19 protein-coding genes are annotated in these 17,725 nt (G+C 57.6%); 8 read left to right on the top strand and 11 right to left on the bottom strand.

The features are described from left to right. Positions 1–63: 63 nt before the first annotated feature. From sctU to sctW, 11 genes are read right to left on the bottom strand one after another with little or no spacing between them, the layout of a single operon-like run. Positions 64–1,143 carry a type III secretion system export apparatus subunit SctU gene (gene sctU, locus OB87_RS06355; RefSeq protein WP_033568603.1) on the bottom strand — a complete coding sequence of 360 codons (1,080 nt, stop codon included), beginning with the start codon at positions 1,141–1,143 and terminating at the stop codon, positions 64–66. Between the two features lie 33 nt (positions 1,144–1,176). After that, complete coding sequence (gene sctT / locus OB87_RS06350) at positions 1,177–1,980, bottom strand: type III secretion system export apparatus subunit SctT (RefSeq protein WP_033568602.1); 804 nt, start codon at positions 1,978–1,980, stop codon at positions 1,177–1,179. 7 nt (positions 1,981–1,987) lie between these two features. Beyond that, a complete protein-coding gene (sctS, locus tag OB87_RS06345; protein ID WP_033568601.1) occupies positions 1,988–2,248 on the bottom strand; it encodes a type III secretion system export apparatus subunit SctS in 261 nt (86 codons plus the stop codon). A gap of 7 nt (positions 2,249–2,255) precedes the next feature. Then, positions 2,256–2,909, bottom strand: coding sequence for a type III secretion system export apparatus subunit SctR (gene sctR / locus OB87_RS06340; protein WP_033568600.1), 654 nt, complete (start codon positions 2,907–2,909; stop codon positions 2,256–2,258). Continuing rightward, entirely contained in the window at positions 2,906–4,003 is a 1,098-nt protein-coding gene (locus tag OB87_RS06335) for a FliM/FliN family flagellar motor switch protein (RefSeq protein WP_033568599.1), read from the bottom strand. The genes sctR and OB87_RS06335 overlap by 4 nt, the downstream gene beginning before the upstream one ends. Continuing rightward, a complete protein-coding gene (locus OB87_RS06330; protein ID WP_033568598.1) occupies positions 4,000–4,530 on the bottom strand; it encodes a type III secretion system HrpP C-terminal domain-containing protein in 531 nt (176 codons plus the stop codon). The genes OB87_RS06335 and OB87_RS06330 overlap by 4 nt, the downstream gene beginning before the upstream one ends. Beyond that, positions 4,527–5,006 carry a hypothetical protein gene (locus OB87_RS06325; protein ID WP_050515651.1) on the bottom strand — a complete coding sequence of 160 codons (480 nt, stop codon included), beginning with the start codon at positions 5,004–5,006 and terminating at the stop codon, positions 4,527–4,529. The genes OB87_RS06330 and OB87_RS06325 overlap by 4 nt, the downstream gene beginning before the upstream one ends. Next, on the bottom strand, positions 4,993–6,372 hold the full coding sequence (sctN, locus tag OB87_RS06320) for a type III secretion system ATPase SctN (RefSeq protein WP_033568597.1): 1,380 nt from the start codon (positions 6,370–6,372) through the stop codon (positions 4,993–4,995). Before sctN ends, OB87_RS06325 begins: the two co-directional genes overlap by 14 nt. Further along, positions 6,372–7,340 carry a type III secretion system inner membrane ring subunit SctD gene (gene sctD / locus OB87_RS06315; RefSeq protein ID WP_033568596.1) on the bottom strand — a complete coding sequence of 323 codons (969 nt, stop codon included), beginning with the start codon at positions 7,338–7,340 and terminating at the stop codon, positions 6,372–6,374. Before sctD ends, sctN begins: the two co-directional genes overlap by 1 nt. Positions 7,341–7,351: 11 nt before the next feature. After that, positions 7,352–9,454: a type III secretion system export apparatus subunit SctV gene (gene sctV, locus OB87_RS06310; RefSeq protein WP_033568595.1), complete on the bottom strand. Its 2,103-nt coding sequence runs from the start codon at positions 9,452–9,454 to the stop codon at positions 7,352–7,354. 3 nt (positions 9,455–9,457) lie between these two features. Next, a complete protein-coding gene (gene sctW, locus OB87_RS06305; RefSeq protein WP_033568594.1) occupies positions 9,458–10,627 on the bottom strand; it encodes a type III secretion system gatekeeper subunit SctW in 1,170 nt (389 codons plus the stop codon). 322 nt (positions 10,628–10,949) lie between these two features. On the opposite strand from sctW, the gene OB87_RS06300 reads away from it, so the two are divergent. The 8 genes from OB87_RS06300 (at position 10,950) to OB87_RS06265 (ending at position 17,686) form a co-directional block, all read left to right on the top strand. Continuing rightward, on the top strand, positions 10,950–11,504 hold the full coding sequence (locus OB87_RS06300) for an RNA polymerase sigma factor (protein ID WP_033568593.1): 555 nt from the start codon (positions 10,950–10,952) through the stop codon (positions 11,502–11,504). Between the two features lie 252 nt (positions 11,505–11,756). After that, positions 11,757–13,223, top strand: coding sequence for a PAS domain-containing sensor histidine kinase (locus tag OB87_RS06295; protein ID WP_033568592.1), 1,467 nt, complete (start codon positions 11,757–11,759; stop codon positions 13,221–13,223). Positions 13,224–13,255: 32 nt separating this feature from the next. After that, positions 13,256–13,897: a response regulator transcription factor gene (locus OB87_RS06290; RefSeq protein WP_033568591.1), complete on the top strand. Its 642-nt coding sequence runs from the start codon at positions 13,256–13,258 to the stop codon at positions 13,895–13,897. 507 nt (positions 13,898–14,404) lie between these two features. Beyond that, the gene (locus OB87_RS06285; protein ID WP_033568590.1) at positions 14,405–15,382 is read left to right on the top strand and encodes a sigma 54-interacting transcriptional regulator; all 978 of its coding nucleotides are present in this window, start codon (positions 14,405–14,407) and stop codon (positions 15,380–15,382) included. A 165-nt stretch (positions 15,383–15,547) separates the two neighbouring features. Further along, on the top strand, positions 15,548–15,754 hold the full coding sequence (locus OB87_RS06280) for a hypothetical protein (RefSeq protein ID WP_033568589.1): 207 nt from the start codon (positions 15,548–15,550) through the stop codon (positions 15,752–15,754). A gap of 81 nt (positions 15,755–15,835) precedes the next feature. Further along, positions 15,836–16,201, top strand: a complete 366-nt coding sequence (locus OB87_RS06275) for an EscI/YscI/HrpB family type III secretion system inner rod protein (RefSeq protein WP_050515649.1) — start codon at positions 15,836–15,838, stop codon at positions 16,199–16,201. Positions 16,202–16,304: 103 nt separating this feature from the next. Next, positions 16,305–17,090: a type III secretion system inner membrane ring lipoprotein SctJ gene (gene sctJ, locus OB87_RS06270; protein ID WP_395856550.1), complete on the top strand. Its 786-nt coding sequence runs from the start codon at positions 16,305–16,307 to the stop codon at positions 17,088–17,090. Positions 17,091–17,092: 2 nt separating this feature from the next. Next, the gene (locus OB87_RS06265) at positions 17,093–17,686 is read left to right on the top strand and encodes a hypothetical protein (RefSeq protein WP_033568587.1); all 594 of its coding nucleotides are present in this window, start codon (positions 17,093–17,095) and stop codon (positions 17,684–17,686) included. The last annotated feature ends 39 nt before the right edge of the window (positions 17,687–17,725 follow it).

Genomic DNA, 17,725 nt, shown 5'->3' with positions numbered 1-17,725 from the left:
AATATCCGGCTGTAGTTTAACAGGCAATGGCGTCGATGCCATGACGACACCGCGTCGCGCCCTTTAGCCCATCTCGATCACATCCTGGGGCGGAAGGTCTTTCTCCAACTGTCGTAACACCCGGTAGACCTGCGCCACCGGTTGCAGGGTATCACGCGGAATGTAGTGACCTTCTGGTATTCGGTACAGGGTGCGGGCCAGCCAGATAAAACGGATCACCGGCACGCCGACCTGATGGGCGCGGGCGATCAGCGCCTTGGCCTGATCGTCTTCTCCTTTGAGCAGAATACGTGGTAGCGGTGTTTTGCCGGGGCGGTAGAACAGCGCCACGGCGTAGTGGGTGGGGTTGACCAATAGCAGGTCGGCGTCTTCCACTTTAGGTTTGGTGCGCGGGCTGGCTGGCTCGTTGAGGATTTCCTGCGCCACCGATTTACGATGGCCTTTCATGTGCGGGTCGCCTTCCGAGTTTTTGAACTCGTTACGGATATCTTCATGGCTCATGCGCTGCTGCTTGAGGAAGTAATACTTTTGCAGGCCGAAGTCGAGCACCCCCAGCGCCAGCAGTGCGGAAAGGGTGGTGCGCGCCACGCTTTTCAGCACGCTCTCCACCCCTTTCCAGAATGCGGTCAGGTCGCCGTAAGCCAGCTCCACCAGCCATTCCAACTGCGGTATCACCACCAGCCAGAATACCAGCCCGATGGTGACCGCTTTCAGGATGTTGGTCAGCATGTCGGTGAGCTTGCGCATGGTGAACATTTGTTTGATTTGATTGATCGGATTGAGGCGGTTGAAGTCAATTTTCAGCGCTTCAACGGCAAACAGCGGGCCGTACTGGATCCAGCCGCCCACGAGGCGCATCAGCAGCGCGACGCTGATGGTCAGCAGGCAGAAGGTCGCCAGCAGCGACAGCGCTTCGCTGAAAATTTCATCCGCCGCATGGCCGAACGGGTCGGTGATGCGGCTCACCGGCAACTGCATCAGCGCCTGCAACTTGCTCATGCCGCTGTCACTCATCGCCAGAATCATTTCCAGCAACGCAAAACTGATCAACAGTTTAGGTACGTCCTGGCTCTGTCCCACTTCCCCTTTTTTACGGGCATCCTGCAATTTTTTGGGGGTGGGCTTTTCTGTTTTTTCACTCATTGCGCTACCTCGCTGTATCTTGCGTGTTGCCTGTCAGGACGACGCCTGAAAAAACAGTGGGAACAGATGTTTCAGGTCAGTCAGTGCCTTGAGCCGACCTTCACCGAGAAACTGTAGTACCGGCATGTAAAGCACGAAAAATGCCATACCGGCCAGACATTTAGCGGGTGTGGACAAGACGTAAACCTGCAACTGTGGGCTGTAAAGGCTGAGAATAGCGATGCTGAATTCCAGCAATAGCAACAGCGCTACCAGTGGTCCGGCGTAGACCACCATGTGCTGAAAGGTGTCTTTGAGCAGGTCGAGATAGGTATGGAAGCCCTGTTCTGATAACGGCGGCAGGAAGTCTAGCGCTGGCCACAGTTGGTAGCTGTCCCACAGTAATTGGGTAAAGCCGGAAAAACCGATGGTGATGACCAATAACATGATGAACAGCTCTTTCATCATGTGGCCGAGCGGGGTGGCATCGCTGCCCAGTGCCGGGTTGAGCTGGCCACCGGTGAGTGCACCGCGTTGGTTGTCAAATAACGCCCCAACCGACTCAAACAGCCAGAACGGCATCGCCAGTACCACGCCCAACAGCAGCCCGATCATCAGCTCTTTGAGCAGCAGGCCGGGTAACATCGGCCAGGTGAGTGTGGTGGTCAGCATCTGTTGCTGGATGGCACCGGCTGGCACCAGCGCCAGTGCGATCACCACCGCATTGCGCAACATGCCTTTGATAATGGTGAACGAGAACAGTGGCACCAGGAACAAGCAGGGGTACAGCCGGGCCACGCCGAGCGTTAGCGCGTAAATAAAATCGTAGATATTCTGGATGGTGGCGATGGAAAACATGGCTGCCTCACGCCCTGGTTTGTTCGATCATGTTGAACGCCATCATCGCCAGCTGGATCAGTTCTACGCCGATCCAACGGCCGGTCATCGCCAGCACCAACCCTACCGCCACCAGCTTGACGGCAAAGGGTAGGGTTTGATCCTGCAACTGCATCACCGCCTGCAATAGCGAAATCAGCACACCGACCACCACCGCGACCAGCAGTGGCGGCGCTGATAGCATCACCACCAGCACCATTGCCTGTCTAAACAGATTGAGCGTTTCCATGGTCGCCTCACATGTAACTGTAGAACAGGCCATCGAGCAGGCGCGTCCAGCCGTTGACCAGCACGAACAACAGCAGCTTGAGCGGCAGCGAAAGGGTGGTGGGTGCCACCATTTGCATCCCCAGCGCCAGCAACACGTTGGAGACAATCAGGTCGATGACGATAAACGGGATATAAATCAGGAAGCCTATCTTGAACCCGGCCTGTAGCTCCGACAGCACGTAGGCTGGCAGCACCAGCAGAATGCTTTGGGTGGTGATTTTTTCGGACATCGCGGCTGGCCACATGCGCAGGCTGTTTTCATGCAGATGGGTCAGAATATCCGGGTCGGTGTTGCGCGACATGAATTTTTGCAACGGTTCGATACCACGGGTCACACTGCTTTCCAGCGCATCAAGGCTGCTGAAATCTACCGGTGTGTCCTGAAATCGTTGCTTGATATCGCTGAATACGGGGGCCATCACGAACAGCGTGGCGGCCAGCGCGATGCCGTACAACGCCATGTTGGGCGGCACCTGCTGTACCCCGATGGCGTTGCGGGTAATCACCAGCACCATGGAAATTTTCAGAAAGCAGGTGCAGACGATCATCATCAGTGGAATCAGCGACAATGTGCCCAGAAACAGGGCAAACATTACCGGGTCAAAGCTGCCCGAGGTCATAACGATGGCTCCGGGGCGATCTCTCCCTCTGTGCCAAGGCGGCGGGTGATTTGTAGCCCCAGTCGGCCTTCTACGTCTACCAGTTCACCCAATGCCAGCGGTTGCTCGCCGTGGTACAAGGTTGCTTCACCGGGTGTCGCCTGTTGTAAGGTCAACACCGTGCCGGGTGCGAGCTGCTGCAAATCCTGCAACGTCAGCGTCAGGTAGCCACAACGCACGGTCAGCGCCAGCGTCAGCGGCGGCAGCATATAGCCCGGCGGCACCTCGGCGTGACTGTCGTGCTCTGTGTGCGGTGACGTCTCGGGGGCGGCGTAGGTTTCAAAAGGCATGGTGTCGTCAAAGGGTGTTGTCACGGGACATTCCTCCTGTTCTGTCACGGTAAACCAGTAAGGGGCGAGCGCATCCATCCTGAGCTGCCCGGTCAGCCGCCGGTTGGCCAGCGTGATGCAGCCGTTACCCTGCGGTGAAAAGTACTGTTTGAGTGGACAGATCAGGTCGCCTGGTTCCAGCGTCGCCAGTTGTTCGTGTGACAACGTCACTTCTGCCAGCGTCAGCGGCACGCGCATCGCCAGATGACCGGGCAGCGGGTAGCGGGGCGCGTACCATCCCGGCTGGCTTTGCCACTGCTGCAAGGTTTGGAGTGATGTGCGCAACCGGCTGCGAACCCGGAAATCCCCACGGATCACCTCCAGCCACAGTGTCAGGTTATTCTGCGCAGCGTGCTCTGGCTGTGCGGATAACACCGGCTGAATCTCACCGAATAGCTCACGCAATGCCGGGCTGAGGTGATGGTTATACTGCGTCCAGTACCAGTCGGCGGTATCTGCGGTGTCGTCAGGGCCGGGGGTAAGCGCCGGGCAGGTGGAAAGCAACGACAGCAAGGGGGCGGCGTTACCATCCAGCCACAGCGTACCGGCATGGCAGCGCCAGCGGCTTTCCTGCTCACCGGGTGGCGCGTCGTCCGCCAGTTGCAGGCGCAATTCACCGGGCTGCCCGTCCAGCATGAAGGCAAAACGGTGCGCCGACGCCAACTGGCGAGAGAGCGCGGCTCGCGCCCGGCTGACCGGGCGCAGCGTTCTGGCAAACGGGGTCATTCCTCGTCCTCCCGGCTTTCAAATTGCAGCCGCACCGGTGCGCGTAGCGTGTCCGACAGCGAACGACGGCAGGCGTCGCGCTGGCCTTTCAACTGCTCGTAGGCGGATTTGCCGAAGCGCAGTGAAACGTCCCAGCCGCTGGCGGGCAGCGTCACCATTCGCACATCGACACTGCCTAACTGCGGCAGTTGCAGGCTGAACGACAGCGGTTCTCCCCGGCGCAATAGCGGCATGTCGGTCAGCGATGACTCCAGCGTGGGCCAATAGGCCGGTGTGACCGGTTCCGCTTGCGAGGATGCTTCGGTGAAGCCATCCAGACCCAACGACAGATTTAGCGCCAGTGGCGGGCCAAACGTGAGCCAACTGGCGTCGGGAAAACGCATTTCCGGCTCGGACAAATCGCCGAACGGTTCCCATAGGCCGTCGTCGTCATAACCGTAGCTGGGGAAATCCTGTTCCTGGCCGTGCGGCAACGCGTGCCGGGCAGGCAGAGAAACATCTGGTGTTGTGGGCAGATGAGGGGTCATATCGCCTCCTGATAGGTGGTTAACAGAAACTCCAGTTTTTCAACGGCTTTCTGGCAGAGCCGGGCGGCTTCCCGCGCCTGGCTGACCTGCTGCTGCCGGTTCAGATACTGTTGCTGCCAGTCGGTACACAGCAGCACCTGCGCCTGAATCTGACGAATATGCTTTTGTTCCTGCTCCAGTTGGTTTTTCAGCGACTCCAGTGTCTGGGTTTTACCCAGCGCCTCACGCAGGAAACTATCGCGCTGTTGTTGCCAGTCGGCCTGTAGCTGTTCCAGTTGTGCCTGTTGCGTGCGTAGCGCCGCTTCGGTTTGCCTGAGCACCTGTTCGGTTTGGCGTAACTGGCGCTCGGCGCGGCTGAGGCGCTGCCGATGGATCGGCAGCAGCTGATTAAGTACGGCACCCAGCTCCTGTGCGCTGCTGTCTGGCTGCTCTTCTTCCATCGCACTAACGGATTTCATGGCGTTAGAGATTGGCATACTGGCTCACCTCTTCGAGTTGCGACTGAATGTGCTCGAAGCCTTGCGGCTCGCGCATCGCCTGTTGCAGAAAACGGTTGATGTCGTCGTTGGCGCTGACGGCAGCATCGGTAAAGGCGTCGTGTCCCGGTTGGTATTCACCAAGACGGATCAGCATTTCCACTTGCTTGTAGGCGGCCATCAACCGCCGCACGGCGTTGGCGTGGCGGGTGTGTTCCCGTTCCACCACGTTGCTCATGGTGCGGCTCAAGCTCATCAATATGTCGATCGCCGGGTAGTGGTTGCGTTCGGCGAGCCGACGCGACAGCACAATGTGGCCGTCGATCAGCGACCGGACTTCATCGGCCACCGGGTCGTTCATCGAGTCCTGCTCGATCAGCACCGAATAGAGCGCGGTAATGGCCCCCTGACGGGTTTGTCCGGCGCGCTCTACCAGCCGGGGCAACAGGGTATAGACCGACGGCGGCAACCCGCCGCGCCCTTGCGGCTCGCCCAGCGCCAGGCCGATTTCACGCTGGGCGCGGGCAAAGCGGGTCAGCGAGTCGATAATTAACAGCACTTGTTTGCCCTCTGCGCGAAAGGCTTCGGCGATGGCGGTGGCGGTGAACGCGGCGCGGGCTCGTTCCATACTGCTGCGATCAGAGGTCGAGCAGACCAGCACCGTGCGGCTGCGCAATTGTTCGTCCAGCTCGTGATCAAGAAATTCGCGCAGTTCGCGGCCACGCTCGCCAATTAACCCAAACACGATGGCGTCGCACGGCGTATTACGCGCCAGCTCCGCCAGCAGGGTGGTTTTGCCGCACCCGGCACCGGCGAAGACCCCGACACGCTGACCACAGCCGATAGTCAGCAGGCCGTCGATGGCACGCATCCCGGTGGGCAGCGGGTCGGCAATACGGGGGCGCTCGGTGGGGGGCGGCGCGTCGCCAATCACCGGGATGGGGTTGGCGTTGAGTGAACCCGGTTCGACAAACGCGCTGTGGCCGCCGTCTTCCAGCGGGCGGCCGAAGCCATCCAGCACACTGCCAAACAACGCGTCGGACACCTGCACGCAATGCGGCTGGTACAACGGCGTGACCACCGCGCCCTGCGCGATGCCGTCCAGCGCGCCCAGCGCCGACAAAAAGGTGTTTTCCGGGCTGAAGCCGACAATTTCCGCCAGCACCTGCGAGTTGTCGTCACGGGCCACCAGACACAGATCGCCGATGCGGGCGTTCGGCAGGCTGGACTCCAGCAGAATGCCGCTGATACCGATGATCTGCCCCTGCCGGGTCACCGGCGAATACGCCGCCAACTGACGGTGTTGCTGTTGCAACCACCGGCTCAGTTGCGGATAGCGGCTGTCGATTACGTCCTGCGCGCTCATTACCAGTTCACCTTGATCTGTTGCTTGCCGCGAAATTCAATCTGGCTGTCGTTGATGCTGACCAGCCGCAGGTTGTCCACCTCGTCACCGACGAAGATGCGTCGCCCGTCTGAGGTCACCACGTTGGCTTTCGGGCCGCTGGTGACCTGCACGATCTGGAACGGCAACTGGTCGTTCTTCACGGTGGTGTGGTTTTCAATCTGCAATGCGGTGACGTAACGCTGGTGGAACTGTGCCAACATGCGCGCCAACCGAGTGTGCTGCGCGGGGGGCAACGCACCGCTCAGCACGATGCGGTTGTTATCCTGACTGGTCGACACCAGCCGCTCCAGTTCGCGGTCGGTCAGCATGGTTTGCAAGGTGCTGCTCAATTGCGGCAAGGTGCCGATCGGTAACCGGTTATCCTGCGGTGGTGGCGCGGAGGGCATCGCCGCCGTTTCCTGCAACATCCAACTACCGACAATCATGAACAGCAACACCGCCAGCAGCAGGTAGCTGAATTTGGCCCACAGCGGCAGGCGCGGTTTTTCCCGGCGTATCACCATCGGTTCGGGTATCGGTGCCGGAGGTATGTCCGAGGCGGTGACGTCCGGCGGGGCGTCTTGCACGTCAGTCACGGCGTCATCGCTGGCCTGGTCGTCGTCGGGTGGTGTGTCTTGTGCCTCGTCCTGCCAGGGGGTGTCAGCACTGACCACACACAGCCAGATCCCGCCAGCGGCAAACGGCGTACCGGGGGGGAGCCAGAGCGATTGCGCCGTCGCGTGGCCTTCGCTGTCGCTGACTGGGCCATCCAGTACGGATACCAGCCAGCCGTCGGGTTGCTTTTCCAGCAGGCAGTGCTGCTCGCGGATGCCGGGATCGTAGAGCACCATATCCGCCTCATCGGCGGAACCGATACGCCATGAGGTTCCGCTCAGCGGCAGCGCGGCCCCACGGTGCAATCCGGTCAGAACACGGAGTTCAAACATTTTGCGTTATCCTATGCGTTAAAGGGGTCAACCCTGTCCTGCAGGTCGATACGGCCCGCCACGTTGATCGACAGGTGGGATTCCAGCTCGGTGAACGACAGCACCGGGATGTGATGGAATTCATCCTGCAACAAAATGCGCAGTGGACTGCGCAGGTCTTGCGCCACCAGAATCAGCGCCGACGGCGGTGTCATCGGCGGGAACGCCTGCCGCAACTGACCGAGCAGGGTGGCGGCGTATTCCTGGGTCAGTGCGAAGAAGGTTTCGTTTTGTGTCTGGCGCAAGGCGTCGCGCAGCAGCTCTTCAGTTTCCGGCGTCAGCAGCCAGACGGTGAGGCTGTCGTCCTGACTGTACTGGTGACAAATCTGGGCTTTCAGCTCCAGCCGCACATAGTCGGTGAGGGCGTTGATGTCACGCTCGTGCTGACCGATTTCGATCAGCGCTTCGGCAATCGGCCGTACCGAGCGCAGCGGCACCCGTTCCGACGCCAGTCGTTGCAGCACGCTGGCGAAGCGGGATAACGGCATGATGCGTTGCAGTTCCTGCGCCAGCTCCGGCTGTTCGGCTTCCAGCCAGGCGAGGATCGATTTGGTTTCCTGCAGGCCGATAAACTGCGCACCGCTGCGGTGAATCGCATTTTCCATGCGGCTGAGGATCAGCGCGTCCGGGCTCCAGGGGCTCAGTTCCGGCTGCTGTAATAACGGATGTTCCGGCGTCAGCCACAGCAGGTGGTGCTCGTCGCGGGCGGACAGGCCGAGCATCACGCCGTCGTCCAGCGCGTCCTCCGGCAGTTGCCCTCGCGGCACCGCCAGTAACGGTATGCCGAAGCTGGCCCGCAACTGCGGGATTTCATACACACAGAAGCGGAACTCATCTTCCGGTACGTTGGGGTTAAACTCGATATCAAACGACGGCAGCGTAAACCCGAAGTGGTACACCAGCCGGTTACGCAGGCGGCGGATATCCTGTACCAGCACCGCAGCGGCGGCGGCACCTTGCCACACGGTATGGAACTGCAACAGGTAGGCGCGGGTGGGGTTGAAACGCCGCAGATCCTGGTAGCCATTTTGCTCGGCGGGCATCCCGTCGTCCGCCAGCAACGATTCCTGCAAGCCGTTTTGCTTGACGCGCCACAGTTGAAATAACCCGCTGCCGAGCGACACCAGACTGATGATCAGAAACACCAGCGTCGGCATACCGGGCAGCAGGGCAAACCCCAGCATACCCACTGACGAGATGATCCACGCCTTGGGCTGGCTGGTCAGCTGTTCGGCGATTTCGCGGCCAATGTTGTTGTCCATTTTCTGGCCGTCGGCGGAGACGCGGGTGATGATCATCCCGGCGGTCAACGAAATCAGCAGCGCCGGAATCTGGGCGATCAAGCCGTCGCCGATGGTCAACACCGAGTAAATGTGCATGGCGTCACCCGCAGCCATGCCGTTTTGCAGCACACCGATGGCGAAACCGCCAATCATGTTGATGAACACGATCACCAGGCTGGCGATGGCGTCCCCTTTGACAAACTTCATCGCCCCGTCCATGGCACCGAACAACTGACTCTCTTTGGCCAGGTTTTCCCGTCGCTGGCGAGCCTGCTGGGAATCAATCAACCCGGCGCGCAGGTCGCTGTCGATGGACATCTGTTTGCCGGGCATGGCGTCGAGGGTGAAACGCGCCGCCACTTCCGCCACACGCTCCGACCCTTTGGTGATCACCAGAAAGTTCACCACCGTCAGAATCATGAAGATCACCAGGCCAACCGCCAGATTACCGCCTACCACGAAGTTACCGAACGCCTCCACCACGTGACCCGCATCCTGTTGCAGCAGAATCTGTCGGGTGGTGGAGATAGACAGCGCCAGCCGGAACATGGTGGTCAACAGCAGTACCGCCGGGAAGGTAGAGAACGCCAGCGGTTTGGGCAGGTACATCGCCAACACAATCAGCAGTGATGAAATACAAATGTTGAGCGCAATCAGCACGTCGATCAGGCCGGTTGGCAGCGGGATGATCATCATGAACACAATCGCCATGACGATGACGGCACCCACCACTTCGGAGCGCTGCATGGCGCTCATGGCAAAACGGTTAAGCCAGGCGATCAGCACAGCCATCGGTTACCCCTTGTTCCGAGATCGGTCGTTCATCGGTTTGGTGTCATCCTGCTGCTGCTTTTCGTACTGGGCGAAATCGCCGATCAGGCTACGAATCAGTTGCAGGGCGGTGAGCCGGTTTTTGGCGTCACGCCACAGCGGATGCGGCAGGTCGTTAACCAGCGGCAGCAGGCCGTTGAAAAACAGCAGTTGGCGTTGGGTGTCCTGCCCGGCGACCTCACGACCCAGATTGTGCAGGTCGCGGGCGTAAGCACCGTTGGCGCTCAGGCCTATCAATCGTCGGGTCAATTCCACCGCACCCAGTGTGCATTCCGGCATCCGCGACGCCAGTCGGGCGAGCAACGACTGGCTGGCCGACAGCGTATGACTCAGCTGCGTCGAGTCATTCAGGCTGCTGAGCATTTTGCTGAGCGCACCCTTCGAGATGGACGGTGACAGCGAGGCGATATCCGCCGCCAGTGCCCGTTGCAGCGTCCGCAACCCGGCCGCGAAGTACTGGGGGTCAAAACGCTCCAGCAGTGCGTCGAGCAGGGCACTGGGTGACTGTTGATGGACGATGCGCTGGTAGTAGAGGTCGCGCAGCGCCTGTTTCTGGTTTGGATCGGTACTGAACAGGGAAATATCGGCAGCGGTGTTCAACCCAGCCCGAACTTCCGGCCCTTTTTCCTGATGCAGTAAGGCCAGGCTCTGACTGGTTGACTGTGTGAGTGTGGCGTCCTGCTGTTGCTGCGCCTGGCTCAACACATGGCGCAGTACGATGTCGCTGCGTGCGGCATCGCCACCGGCCGTCTGCATGATGGCCTCGACCGACGGCGGTGATGACTGGCGCAGCAACGCCTGCATCTGCCGGATTTGCTGGTCCAGCGTCGGGTGTTTCGGGTTTTCCAGCAGATGGAACAGCTCGGTCAGTTTTTCGATGCGCTCGATATTGGCCAACATGCGGCTTTGCGGCTGGCTGATTTGCCGCCGGTTCAGCGCCTTGCTTTTGCGCTCGACTTGTTCACCGAAGCTGGCTGCGATTTCCTCCATCGCATCATGAAGCGATTTGTCATGCGACGGCCGGGCCTCGCTGGTTTTGGCCGGGGTGCTGACCGGCTCCTGGTCGTCAATATCATTGGTGATAGCTGTGCTGCTGGTATTGAGCACGGGAGAAACGTTGTTGAGTGAAATCATGGCCCTGTCCTGCCTGAAGCAGCCTCTGCTTTAACGGTGTGCTGTTATGTGGCCGGACCGGGTGGTGGGTTCCCATTGGATGATATAAGTCAACGAAAATAAGTAACTATATGTTATTATAATCTTGATTACTATTTGCTTGGTTTGTTCTGCAAAAGCTTGCAATTCAGGCCGGATTTTACTGGCAAAAAATGGCATAAAAAGCCGAGGGTGTAAAAGATAAAACATTAAATAACAATGAATTAAATCGTTTTTATTGGCTGGCACGCGCCTTGCTCTCTTCGATGCGCCAATTGGGGCATAACGATGGAGAGTTAATGAAATGGAAACGATTACACTGAAACAAATGGATGCGTGTCAGATTCATACCCCTGTCAATACCGTGGACTGGGAGCAGGTTTTTCGCCTGCATGGCAAGCGACTGCAAAACTTTATTCGCAAGCGTGTCTCGAACCGTGAGGATGTGGAAGATTTACAGCAGATGACCTATCTGGAAGTGCTGAAAAACCGCGAAAAGTTTGCCGGTGCCTCGCGCCCGGAAACCTGGGTATTCGGCATTGCCCTGAATCTGGTACGAAACCACTTCAAACAGGCGCGTTATCGTACCGTCGAGATTAGCGACGATGCGCTGGAAGTGGTGGAAATTCTGTCGACGGATATCGACCCCAGCCGTATTACGGAGTGCGATCACTCGCTGAACCGTGCGCTGACGGCCAGTGCGCACCTGCCGGAGGAAACGCGTAAGATGTTGATGATGCTGCTGGATGCTGATGTCAGTTATCAGGATATCGCCGAACAGCTCAACATTCCTATTGGCACTGTACGTTCGCGTCTTTCCCGCGCCAGGGGATATCTCCGCCAGGCCGTTGATGCATAAGTTGAATCCCCCGTGTGGCCGTCTGACACGGGGGCTCGCTTATATTGCCATGCCCCGGGAGGGCATCTTCCCTGAATCAGGGGAGGTGAAGGAACCTGTCAATATCAGGCTGTGTACCCGCACGTCGAGCGGTGAGCAGCCTAACAGGGTCGCAGGCCACCTTTCCCGGAGGCGATTTCTGCGGCTTTCCTTTCTGCTGTCGGTGCCCGCTTTGTGGGGGCCGACAGGCGTAGTGATAGCAAGGAGATGGCAATGTTATATACCCCGACTTCCCCACAGCCCCACCATCCAGATGATGTCCCACCGCTTGAACTGGTGGACTTCGCCTTTAGTCGTATCAAAGATGCTATTTATATTGTCAACGATATGGAGCAATTTTGTTACGCCAATGATGAAGCCTATCGAATGCTGGGCTACAGTCGCCGTGAGTTTCGTCGTATGCGGATACAGGACATCGACCTCGGCTGGGCGAAAGAAGAGACAAACCTCCACTGGAACGATCCTCGCTGTTGGAAGCGCGGGCTGACGTTTGAAACCCGGCATAAAACCCGCTTTGGCATGGTGATGCCGGTCGAAGTCAGCGTGAATCATTTTCTACACAAAGGACGAAAGTACAGTATGTGCGTAGTAAGGGATATTCGTGAACGCAAACATATCGAACAACTGGCCTACGCCCGCGAGCAGGAGTTCCGGGCGCTGGTGGAAAATACACCGGACTTGATCACGCGCTTTGATCCACAGCTCAACTGCCAGTACGCCAACCCTGCCACGCTGGCCCACCTGCGTTTTACCGCTGAACAGCTGCGCGGGCGGCGGCTGACCGATCTGTTGCCGAACGCGCGCTGCGCCCAGCGTATTCTGCAACTGGTACAGATGGTGGTAGAGACGGAAAGCAGTGTGGAAGGTGAGCTGGAGGAGGATATCGGTGCGACGGAAACGCGCCACCGGGTGATTCACCACATTCGCTGTGTGCCGGAGTTCGATCAAAGCGGCAAGTTAACGTCGATCCTGACCGTGGGGCGTGATATCACGGCTATCCGCTACGCGGAAAAAAAGCTGGAAGACTCCCACATGCAGCTGCGGCTGCTGGCGCGCCAGCGGGAAATCTCCCGCGAAGAAGAACGCAAGCACATCGCCAGGGAGATCCACGACGAGCTGGGTCAGCACCTGACATCAATGCGTATGAGCCTGTCACTGATGCGTATGCAGTTCGCCCGCGATAACCCACATATGCTGACGCAGCTACAGAATTTGATGGCGCTGTCCGATAAAACCATTCAGGTGGTGCGACATGTTGCGACCCGTCTGCGCCCCAACGTGCTGGATATGGGGCTGACCCCTGCGCTGGAGTGGCTGCGTGACGATTTTATCCGCCAGTATCGCTGCCCTTGTCTGTTGCGGGCACCGGAGCCGGAAGTGGTGCTCAATGACGAATGCGCCACCGCGGCGTTCCGGGTGGTGCAAGAGTCGCTGACCAACATCGCCCGTTACGCCGAGGCGACGCAGGTGGTGATTTCGCTGGAAAATCGCGAAGGGCTGATTGTGCTGAGTGTGCGCGATAACGGTAAAGGGTTTGACGCCCAGACCCGTAAACCCCATGCCTTTGGCCTGATGAGTATGAAAGAGCGTGGCCGAATGTTGGGGGGCGAAGTGGTGATAGAAAGTCAGCCTGGCACCGGTACGCTGGTTCGGCTGACGTTTCCACAGGATACCGCGTAAAATAGATTTTCTCTGGAGAGGACAAAACGCGAATGGATAGACTCATAAAGCTGATGATCGCGGACGATCACGTCATCATGCGTGAAGGACTAAAGCAGATCTTTGCATTAGACGAGAATCTGGAAGTGGTGGCGGAAGCGGGAACCGGGTCGCAGGTGCTGGCCCAGCTGCGGGAACGCCAGATAGACTTACTGCTGCTGGACATGAGTATGCCGGGCATTTGCGGCGAAGAGCTGATCATCCGAATTGTGGCGCAATATCCGCGTTTGCCGATTCTGGTGTTAAGCATGTACAGCGAACCGCAGATAGCCCGGCGAGTGCTGAAAAGCGGGGCACTTGGCTATATCACCAAAGACAAAGACCCGGAGGCGCTGCTATCGGCGATTCGCCGGGTGGCACAGGGCGCGCGTTACATCGATCACAGTATTGCCGAGCAGATTGTATTTGCAGATTGTCAGATTCACGGCGACGGTCGCCATGAACTGCTGACCTCGCGGGAGCATCAAATCATGGTGATGCTGGCTCAGGGACTGGGGGTTAACGCTATTGCCGAAACGCTGGCTATCAGCAACAAAACCGTGAGTACCCATAAATCGCGGTTAATGGAAAAAATGCAGTTCACCACCAATGCAGACATTGTGAAATATGCATTGAGTCAGCGTTTAATCGCCTGATGCTAGTTTGTTTGACTCCCTTCGCTCATGGTTGTGCTGCCAGGCCATGACGAAGGGGCCTCTTCGTTGTCATCGTTATCTGACATTCGTTGCCCGATACGCCACCCACACGACGGCTATCGGGGTAAGATTATTCCTACTTTTCGCTCTGTAATTCCTACCCTAACTTCAGCGGTTGGCTGATGGTTTGTTTTGTCATTGGCGGTAATGCTTACACACACTATGAATAATTCGTAAATACTTGCAGGTTATCGACGGTTAAGTGTTAAGAATTTGTCAGGAAGGCGAGGATGGTTATTGGCATTTCACGCCGTGCCAGCGTTCAGGAGTAGGTTGCCGTTCAGGATTAGCGTGTCATTCAGGATTAGGTTGTATCTCGTCATGATGCAACGACAGCCCGTGATGATCAGTATGAGTTGATCACTACAGTCGCTGCGGGAAACAGTCTGGGACGGGATAGATTTAGCAGTTTGATAATGGAATACAGAAAAAGGTACAGGAGTTGTCATGACGATAAGGAATAGCAATGAATCCGTGCAGTCACTTCATTGTGTCTCTCATGAGTCCTCGTTAACGCATTCGTCGGAAGATATACATGGAACGCTGTCTTCTCTCATCCACACGATAGCCCCCCTTAACGTTGATATCGTACTGGAGGGGGAAACCGGCACGGGTAAAGACACGCTGGCGCGCCGTATTCATCAGCTTTCTGGTTGTGCCGGTCCACTGGTGGCGGTGAATTGCGCCGCCGTACCGGAAACGCTGGCGGAAAGCGAGTTGTTTGGCGTGGTATCCGGGGCGTACACCGGGGCCAGCCGGTCCCGCGCTGGATACCTTGAAACCGCGGACAAAGGCATTCTGTTTCTGGATGAAATCGACAGTATGCCGCTGACGTTGCAGGCCAAAATGTTACGGGTGCTGGAAAGTCGCGGCATCGAACGGTTGGGGAGTACGCAGTTCAAGCCGGTGGATATGCGGGTGATTGTCGCCACACAGACGCCGTTACAGAAGCTGGTGGACGAAGGGCGTTTTCGGCGCGACCTCTACTTCCGGTTGGATACGGTAAAAATTCAGCTGCCGACGCTGCGGTCGCGCACGGAAATTATCCTGCCGTTGTTTCAGCGTTTTTTACACGAAGCGTCTGTTCGCCTGAAACTGCCCGTGCCTGGGGTATCGGCAGTCATGCAGGAACAATTGCTGATGCATGGCTGGCCCGGAAATATTCGTGAGTTAAAGGCGGCCGCCGAGCGCTGGGTTTTGGGGCTGTCGCCTGTGCCGATGGCCAGCGCAGATGACCCTGCTGATGATGCCGCGCCGTTGACGTCGCTAAAAGTGCGCCTGCGCCGTATTGAACGGTTCCTGATTCAGGAGGCGTTGCAGCGCAACGACCACTGTATCGATACGGTGGTGAATGAATTAGGCATTCCCAAACGCACGCTTTATCACCGCATCAAGCTGCTGAATGTGGCGGCGCGCGGACTGTAATTTATTGAGTTGTATCCTGTTATCACCACCAGGGGAAAAAAAGTGAATATCTCTCGGAACCACCTCTTGCTATCTCCTACTTAATTCATGAACACGATGACTGTGTAAGTCGCAAAGTTCATTAGCGAAATCACTTTATCAATCAACTGTTAACTGGAGATATCTATCATGATGGGACTGTCTAACGCTGCCGCTTTAAGTAGTATGCAAATGCTGGACAAAACAGCTGCTGAAACCACTGCCATGACCTCTGCTGCTCAGGCGCAGACCATGAAAACCAACGCCATGTCATCCATCACTGACATGCAGATGGACTCCGCCACCAAAGCCATGAACTCCGGGCAGAAAGCGGCAAAAGCCATCCAGTTCTGATGTTGTGTAGGTAGTCGACTACCGGGGGGAAGTTCCCCCGGTTTTTTGTCACATTAACATCCATCAAAGAGGAACGGATTCATGATGAAAGTCACCCGCGTCAATGAGCTTCAGGGACTGATCAGCGACGGTGAACCGCGTAGTGTTGATATCCCTGCGCAATCGGATGTGGCCTGGTTTAGTGCGGCTATGGAGCCTGTTGCACCGGCAACGCCGACCGCCGACAACAAAGCCTGGTTGGGCGCACTGGCGGAGAAATCCGATAACCTGGAAAACCTGTTGCAGAAGGCAGAACGTCAGGTAGGCAAAAGCATCAACAGCAATAACCCGAAGGATGTGATGGATGCCACCCGAACGTTGTCCTCGTTTTATCTGGAAAGTTTGCTCAATGCCAAAGTGGTGGCGAAGAGTGTCCAGAGCCTGGAGAAACTGACCAACCTGCAATAGTCAGGATCAAACCTGTCATCAACACGATCGTGATGAGTTAACGCCATCGTGATGGCTCACATCATGACCGGTTAAATCATGAACAACTCACAATAATGGCACCATGATGAGTAAATCCGTCCTGCACCGATTCCTGACCCTGCTGCTGGTGTTGCTGATCGCTGGCTGTGGTGATCGCGTGGAACTCCATCGCGGTCTTTCCGAAAACGATGCCAACGAAGTGATCGCCGCACTGGGGGGATATCACATCGGGGCGGAAAAGCGCACGGAGAAAGCCGGCGTCAGTATTCTGATTGATGTCAAAGATATGGAACGAGCGGTCAATATTCTCAACGCCGCGGGATTGCCCCGTCAGGCCCGTACCAATCTGGGTCAGGTGTTTCAGAAAACCGGTGTGATCTCAACGCCGTTGGAAGAGCGCGCTCGTTATATTTATGCCTTGTCTCAGGAAGTGGAATCCACACTCACACAAATTGATGGTGTGCTGGTGGCACGGGTTCATGTTGTGTTGCCTGAGCGTATTGCACCGGGGGAACCCATTCAGCCAGCGTCTGCTGCGGTATTCATCAAATACCGGCCGGAGCTGGAGCCGGACAGCATCGAGCCACGTATCCGTCGTATGGTCGCCAGCAGCATTCCGGGGCTGGCTGGCAAGAGCGAGAAAGATCTGGCTATCGTGTTTGTACCGGCAGAACCGTACAAAGATCATATTCCAACCGTATCGCTGGGGCCGTTCCAGTTGACACCGCAAGCCATGACACAGTTGCAGTGGTTGGCCGGGTTGCTGGCGTTGGCGCTGGCTGGTGTGCTGGGGTGGCGTTTTGGTAAGCCCTGGTGGGATCAACAGCAGGCGCGCCGGAAACAGACGCAACCGGGCGCAGGGGCTTGAGCATGATAAGCGTGGCCGATGACAACGACGCCCTGCGCTGGAGCCGATGGTGGTGCTATGACTGCCTGCGGCAGGCGGACCCCAGTTGGTGGGACGAGTCGGTTTTCAGCGAAGAGCAAATGGCGCTGGCACCGGTACACCATACCGCGATGCGACGTTATCTCGGGGTGGGCGAGGCATTCCCCCCCGCGCCCGAGGTGACATTGCTGCAACTCGGGCAACTGGATGTGGCGCAACGGCGTCAGGTGCTGCTGCTGATGGCGGCGGTATGCCGTGAAACCGCGGGCGAGCAGCCGGAAGCGCTCGCCGTCTGGTGTCGGCGACTGGCAAAAGCGCTGCGCCCTGGCTTGTGGCTGCCGCCCTCGCTGGCGTTTGACCGGCAGCGGGAGCGTGATGCACTGGTTGTGCTGCGTTGTCGTTTCCCACCTGCCTGTTGGTCACGCTTGCAATTACTGTACCCACGCGACTGGCGTGATAGTGCCGGTCAGCCGCTGAGTGAAGCGCTACCCGCCAGCCGTATCGCCAGTCTGTGTGACGCCATTATCTGGAAAGCGGCGGATACCCGCTCGGCGGCGCAGGAAGTTGTCTTATTGTAAAATGATTTACTCTGTAAACTATATTTAAAGTAGATTATT

It is taken from the genome of Dickeya undicola, assembly GCF_000784735.1.
Classification (GTDB): domain Bacteria; phylum Pseudomonadota; class Gammaproteobacteria; order Enterobacterales; family Enterobacteriaceae; genus Dickeya; species Dickeya undicola.
Note: the sequence above shows the minus strand (reverse complement) of the source record. Positions and strands in the feature narration are given on the sequence as shown.